The organism is Streptomyces sp. NPDC019937 (assembly GCF_040631655.1).
In the GTDB taxonomy this organism is placed as follows: Bacteria; Actinomycetota; Actinomycetes; order Streptomycetales; family Streptomycetaceae; genus Streptomyces.
In genome coordinates, this window is sequence record NZ_JBEYAL010000073.1 from 20,899 (window position 1) to 27,297 (window position 6,399).

Genomic DNA, 6,399 nt, shown 5'->3' on the forward strand with positions numbered 1-6,399 from the left:
TGCCCGTCTTTTGACGGGAATGACCATATTTTCTGCTGTGGTCCGACTTCTTCGCGACGTTACCGGAGCCTGGGGCGGACTCCGAGTACCGCGGTGCCGACGCGCACATGTGTCGCCCCCGCCGCAACCGCTTCTTCCAGATCTGAGCTCATTCCCGCCGAGACCATGTTCGCAGCCGGATGAGCCACGCGCAGGCCGGATGAGATTTCCATCAGCCGGTCGAAGGCCGCCCGCGGCCGGTCCGCGTAGGGGCCGGTCAGCGGCGCCACGGTCATCAGACCGTCCAGCCGCAACCCGTCGGCCGCGACCACGGCATCGGCCAGAGCGCCCACACCGTCCGGACCGACGCCGCCCCGCCGCCCCCGCTCGTCGGAGTCCGCGTCGAGCGCCACTTGAATCAGGACACCCAGCTCGCGCGCGGCCCCCACGGCCGCCCCCGAGAGCGCGTCGATCAATCGCTTGCGATCAACCGATTGCACCACATCGGCATAACTGCACACAGAACGCACCTTATTGGTCTGCAATTGCCCGACAAAGTGCCAGATCAAGGGCAGATCAGCGCATTCCGCAGCTTTGGGGGCGGCCTCCTGATCGCGGTTCTCGGCGACGTGCCGGACGCCCAGTTCCGCGAGCAAACGGACGTCGCTCGCCGGGTACGTCTTGGTGACCACGATCAGGGTCACCTCTTCGCGCTTGCGACCGGCGGAGGCACAGGCGGCAGAGATACGTTCCTCCACCTGCGCCAGGTTCGCGGCCAGTTCCGTCTTGCGATCCGTCACAGCTCAGCCGTCCAACCAGACATAGCTCGCGAGCCGCCCTGTCGTGCGGTCGCGCCGGTACGAGAAGTGGTCCGCCGATTCCCGGGTGCAGATGTGAGATTGTCCATCCATCTCCACACCGGACCGGGCGAGTTGGGCCCGCACCCCGGCCGCCACGTCCACCGCCGGGGTGCCCCAGCTGGTCTCCGCCCAGGACTCCGGCACCGTCTCGGCGACCTCGGCGCGCATGGCCGCGGGCACCTCGTAGCACCGGCCGCAAACGGAGGGTCCGGTTCGGGCCACGATCCGGGCCGGGTCCGCGCCCTGAGCCACCATCGCCTCGACCACCGCCGGGACCACCCCGGCGACCAGTCCGGGCCGGCCCGCGTGCGCGGCGCCGGCGACTCCGGCGACCGGATCGGCCAGCAGCACCGGGGTGCAGTCGGCGGTGAGGACGGCGAGGGCGAGCCCCCGACGCGACGTCACCACCGCGTCCACGGCGGGGATCTCACCGGTCGTCCAGGGACCCTCGACCACGGCCACGTCCCGGCCGTGCACCTGGTTCATCCAGACGACGGACGACGGGTCCAGGCCGAGCGCCTTGGCCGCCAGCTCGCGGTTGGCCGTCACGGCCTGGGGGTCGTCGCCCACCGCGCCGCCGAGGTTGAGCTCGTCATACGGAGCGGCGCTCACCCCGCCCCACCGGTCGGTGAAGCCGAAGTGCGCGCCGCTGGCGTCGTGCTGTTGCGCTATCACTGCGGGGTCGCTTCAGGGTCGCCGTGGAGCCATGGCAGCAGGCTCACTTCAGGAAGTCCGGCACGTCCAGCTCCTCGGCCTGGCTGTCCTGGTAGGGACGGGCCGGCGGGACCTGCGGAGTGGACACCGGGGGCGGCGGCGGGACCTCGGCGACCGGAGCGGGCTCCGGGGCGGGCTCCTCCTCACGCGGAGTGACGCTGCCGAGGCCGCCGAAGGACGGACGGCCGGGCTCCGGGGCGGACTGACGGGGGGGCTGGCCGTTCGCGCTCTCCTCGCGGCCGCCGTTGTACGAGCCCAGCACCTTGTCGCGGTTCTGGTTCTTCGCGGGCGGCTGACCGCCGTCGAAGCCCGCCGCGATCACGGTGACCCGGACCTCGTCCCCGAGCGCGTCGTCGATCACCGCGCCGAAGATGATGTTGGCCTCGGGGTGGGCGGCCTCGCTCACCAGCTGGGCGGCCTCGTTGATCTCGAACAGACCGAGGTCGGAGCCGCCGGAGATGGAGAGCAGCACCCCGCGGGCGCCGTCGATGGACGCCTCCAGCAGTGGCGAGGAGATCGCCATCTCGGCTGCGGCCACCGCGCGGTCGTCGCCGCGCGCCGAGCCGATGCCCATGAGCGCCGAGCCCGCCTCGGACATCACGGACTTGACGTCAGCGAAGTCGAGGTTGATCAGGCCGGGGGTGGTGATGAGGTCGGTGATGCCCTGAACACCCGACAGCAGCACCTGGTCCGCCGACTTGAACGCGTCGAGCACGCTCACCTGACGGTCGGAGATCGACAGGAGCCGGTCGTTCGGAATGACGATGAGGGTGTCGACCTCGTCGCGCAGTCCCGCGATGCCGTCCTCGGCCTGATTGGCGCGCCGGCGGCCCTCGAAGGTGAACGGACGGGTGACCACGCCGATCGTCAGCGCGCCCAGGGAGCGCGCGATGTTGGCGACCACGGGGGCGCCACCGGTGCCGGTACCACCGCCCTCACCCGCCGTCACGAAGACCATGTCGGCCCCCTTGAGGACCTCCTCGATCTCCTCGCGGTGGTCCTCGGCGGCCTTCCGGCCGACATCGGGGTTGGCGCCGGCGCCCAGTCCACGAGTGAGCTCGCGGCCGACGTCGAGCTTGACGTCCGCGTCACTCATCAGCAGGGCCTGCGCATCGGTGTTGATCGCGATGAACTCGACGCCCTTGAGCCCGACCTCGATCATCCGGTTGATGGCATTCACGCCACCGCCGCCGATGCCGACGACCTTGATGACTGCGAGGTAGTTCTGCGGTGCTGCCACGTCGAAGGCCTCTCGCCTCGAGTTACGTGTCGCCACCCCGCTGTTGCCGCGGTGCGCCGACTGATGCCGAATGGGACGGTTCCGATTGCCGACCCCAACCCTAACGCTGAAGTTTAGGGTTACCAGTGCCTCTGTTTCCCGGAGTCTTCGGAACAGGACACTAAGTCGACAAGTGGCGCGCGTTCAATGAACACGCCGAACCTCCCGCTTTTCTTTTCACCCTATGTGATCACCCAGTGGTCCAGCCAACCAGGGTGCTGGCCTGCCGCTATGCCCGTCAACTACGGGACACCGCGGGCGCGCTCGGCGCGCTGACGTCGAAGTGACCGGCGTCGGGCCGCGCTTTCATGAGCGCCGTGAGCGCCTTGGCCTTCGCGGCTCCGCGCTCATCGCTCCCCCACGCGACCGTACGGCTCCGGGACAGCTCCAGGGTGATCGAGTCGTACGAGCGAACCCGGACCGAGCGCGTGTCCGTACGGACCTTCGCCGGGAGCCCGGTGACCACCCGGACGGCCTCGCGGCGCAGTCGCGCCGGGCCGAAATGGCGTGAACTCGGCGACCGGTCCGGCTCCATTTCGAGCAGCGGAACGCCCTTGGGCCGCTCGGTCACACGGGAGAACCGCACGCCACGGGCGTCCACTTCGCGGAACTTCCCGCCCTCTTCGACAATCACTTCGGCCTTGCGTTCCGTCACATCAAGACTGATGGTGTGCGGCCATGACCGGGATACGTCCACTTTCGCTATCCGTGGCAGCCGGTCCCGCAGTCGCCGCCCGATCGCGTCGGTGTCCACCGCGGCCAGGGGGGTGTCCAGCGGAACGGCCGCGGCCTTGCGGACCTCGTCCGGGGTGAGCACGTCCGCGCCGGTGACCGTCACCCGCTCGGCCCGCAGCCAGCTCGACCCGTACAGCAGCCAGCCGGTCCCGCCGCCCAGCAGGGCGGCCGCCACCGCGGCGATCACCAGGGTGCGGCGGCTGGGCAGGCGGAACCTGCGCCGCGCCGCGAACAGGCGCGGGGGCGGGCCGGACGGCGACGTCCTTCGGGTGCCGCTCTCGGCGGTCGTCGGTCCGGCCACGCTCCCTGCCTTCTCACGCCTGGCGGCGTGCCGCGATTGCCTCGTACACCATGCCGACCAGCAGCTCGTCGGCGTCCCGGCGGCCGAACTCGGCGGCGCGCCGCGACATCTCGTACAGCCGGTGCGGGTCGCCGAGCACCGGCAGGACGTTGCTCTGCACCCATTCGGGCGTCAGTTCGGCGTCGTCGACCAGCAGTCCGCCGCCCGCCTTGACCAACGGCTGGGCGTTGAGCCGCTGCTCGCCGTTGCCGATGGGCAGCGGGACGTAGGCGGCCGGCAGCCCGACGGCGGACAGCTCGGCGACGGTCATCGCGCCCGCGCGGCAGAGCATCATGTCGGCCGCGGCGTACGCGAGGTCCATCCGGTCCACGTACGGTACCGGGATATAGGGCGGCATTCCGGGCATGTTGTCCACATGCGGCAGTTCGTTTTTCGGGCCGACCGCGTGCAGCACCTGAATTCCGGCCCGCTGCAGGAACGGGGCGACCCGCTGGACCACCTCGTTCAACCGGCGCGCGCCCTGCGAGCCGCCGGAGACCAGCAGCGTCGGCAGGTTCTGGTCCAGGCCGAAGGCCGCGCGCGCCTCGGGGCGGACCGCCGCCCGGTCCAGGGTGGCGATGGAGCGGCGCAGCGGGATGCCCACGTAGCGGGCGCCCCGGAGCTTGCTGTCCGGGGTGGAGACCCCGACCGACGTGGCGTAACGGGAGCCGATCTTGTTGGCGAGCCCGGGCCGGGCGTTGGCCTCATGGACGATGATCGGCACGCCCAGCCGCTTGGCGGCCAGATAGCCGGGCAGGGCCACATAGCCGCCGAAGCCGACCACGCAGTCGGCCTTGGTGCGCTCCAGGATCTGCTCGGCGGCCTTGATCGTGCCGCGCAGCCGCCCGGGGACGGTGATCAGCTCGGGGGTGGGTTTGCGTGGCAGCGGCACGGCAGGGATCAGCCCGAGTTCGTAGCCGCGCTCTGGCACGAGCCGGGTCTCGAGCCCGCGCTCCGTGCCGAGCGCCGTGATCCCCACGGTCGGATCCTGCCTTCGCAGGGCGTCCGCGAGGGCGAGCGCGGGCTCGATGTGGCCGGCGGTCCCCCCACCGGCGAGTACGACATGCACCGAAATTCACCGCTCTCCGGACGGCCGTTCCTTGACGCGCCGTCTCATCGTCTTCCGTCTCACCCGAGCCAGCTTCTTCCGCAAAGCAGGCTGCCGCATGGCCAGCGCCGCCCGCGCGGCGGGCTCGGCCCGGGCGAAGGCGATCAGCAGACCTACGGCGAACATGGTCGGCAGCAGGGCGGACCCTCCGTAGGAGAACAGCGGGAGCGGGACCCCGGCGATCGGCAGCAGACCGAGCACCGCACCGATGTTGATCACGGCCTGCGCCGTGATCCAGGTGGTCACGCCTCCCGCGGCGTACCTCACGAAGGGGTCCTCCGTGCGTCCGGCCACGCGGATACCCGCATAGCCTAGAGCCGCGAAGAGGACGAGCACCGACAGCGTCCCCGCCAGGCCGAGTTCCTCCCCGGTAATGGCGAAGATGAAGTCGGTGTGCGGTTCGGGGAGTTCGCCCCATTTCTCCATGGACGCGCCCAGTCCGGAGCCGAACCATCCGCCGTTGGCCAGAGCATAGATGCCATGCACCGCCTGCCAGCACTGATCGCCTGCTCCGGGCTCGGTGGCGCCGATGCAGGCGAGCCGGGACATCCGGTTGGGGCTGGTTTTGATCAGCAGAACGGCGATCGCCCCGGCGAAGGCGAGCACGCCCGCGAAGAGCCGGGTGGGGGCGCCCGCCAGCCAAAGCAGGCCGAAAAGAATCGCCGAGAGAATGATCGCGGTGCCCATGTCGCCGCCCAGCATGATCATTCCGAGCAGCAGGGCGGCCGCCGGGACGAGCGGCACCAGAAGGTGCTTCCACTGCGCGAGCAGCCGCTTGTCCTGCTTGCGGGCGAGCAGATCGGCGCCCCACAGGACGAGCGCGAGCTTGCCGAACTCGCTCGGCTGGAGCATGAACGGACCGCCGAAGGAGATCCAGTTCTGGTTGCCGTTGACCGAGATCCCTATCCCCGGCACCTGGACCAGGCACATCAGGAAGACCGAGGCGGCCAGCAGCGGATAGGCGAAGGCGCGGTGCAGCTTGATCGGCATGCGCACGGCCAGCAGCATCAGCGCGCCGCCGAGCGCCGCGGCGAAGAGCTGTTTGCGGAAGAAGTACGAGGGGGCGAGGCCGGACTGGAGCGCCTTGATCTGGGAGGCGGAGTAGACCATCACCAGGCCCAGCACGATGATCAGGGCGGCGCCGCCGAGGATCAGGTAGTACGCGGTGAGCGGTCGGTCCCAGGCCTTCTTGGCGCGCTGCTGTGCGCCCCGCAGCGCGTCCAGCAGGCTGCCCTTGGAGGGGCGGCGGGGTGTGCGGATCGCGGGGCGGCGGGGCGCCCTGGGAGCGCTCTGACGGCCCTTGCCCGCCTTGTCCCTGCCCTGGGGGGTCGTGGCCGCGGCCTTGCCCCGGCCGCTCTGCGGGCGGGCGGGCGCCGCGGACCGC

The 6,399-nt window shown here is 70.6% G+C and carries 6 protein-coding genes; all 6 read right to left on the bottom strand.

From position 1 onward, the window contains the following. Positions 1 to 59: 59 nt before the first annotated feature. Positions 60 to 779, bottom strand: coding sequence for a YggS family pyridoxal phosphate-dependent enzyme (locus ABZ562_RS39200; protein ID WP_361489677.1), 720 nt, complete (start codon positions 777 to 779; stop codon positions 60 to 62). Between the two features lie 3 nt (positions 780 to 782). Beyond that, positions 783 to 1,514, bottom strand: a complete 732-nt coding sequence (gene pgeF / locus ABZ562_RS39205) for a peptidoglycan editing factor PgeF (protein WP_361489679.1) — start codon at positions 1,512 to 1,514, stop codon at positions 783 to 785. 43 nt (positions 1,515 to 1,557) lie between these two features. Continuing rightward, entirely contained in the window at positions 1,558 to 2,793 is a 1,236-nt protein-coding gene (gene ftsZ / locus ABZ562_RS39210) for a cell division protein FtsZ (protein WP_361489682.1), read from the bottom strand. Between the two features lie 277 nt (positions 2,794 to 3,070). Continuing rightward, on the bottom strand, positions 3,071 to 3,868 hold the full coding sequence (locus tag ABZ562_RS39215; protein ID WP_361489684.1) for an FtsQ-type POTRA domain-containing protein: 798 nt from the start codon (positions 3,866 to 3,868) through the stop codon (positions 3,071 to 3,073). Positions 3,869 to 3,881: 13 nt separating this feature from the next. Next, on the bottom strand, positions 3,882 to 4,976 hold the full coding sequence (gene murG / locus ABZ562_RS39220) for an undecaprenyldiphospho-muramoylpentapeptide beta-N-acetylglucosaminyltransferase (protein WP_055556334.1): 1,095 nt from the start codon (positions 4,974 to 4,976) through the stop codon (positions 3,882 to 3,884). 6 nt (positions 4,977 to 4,982) lie between these two features. Next, positions 4,983 to 6,275 (bottom strand): putative lipid II flippase FtsW, encoded by a 1,293-nt coding sequence (ftsW, locus tag ABZ562_RS39225; RefSeq protein WP_361489693.1) that lies wholly within the window; start codon positions 6,273 to 6,275, stop codon positions 4,983 to 4,985. Positions 6,276 to 6,399 lie beyond the last annotated feature (124 nt).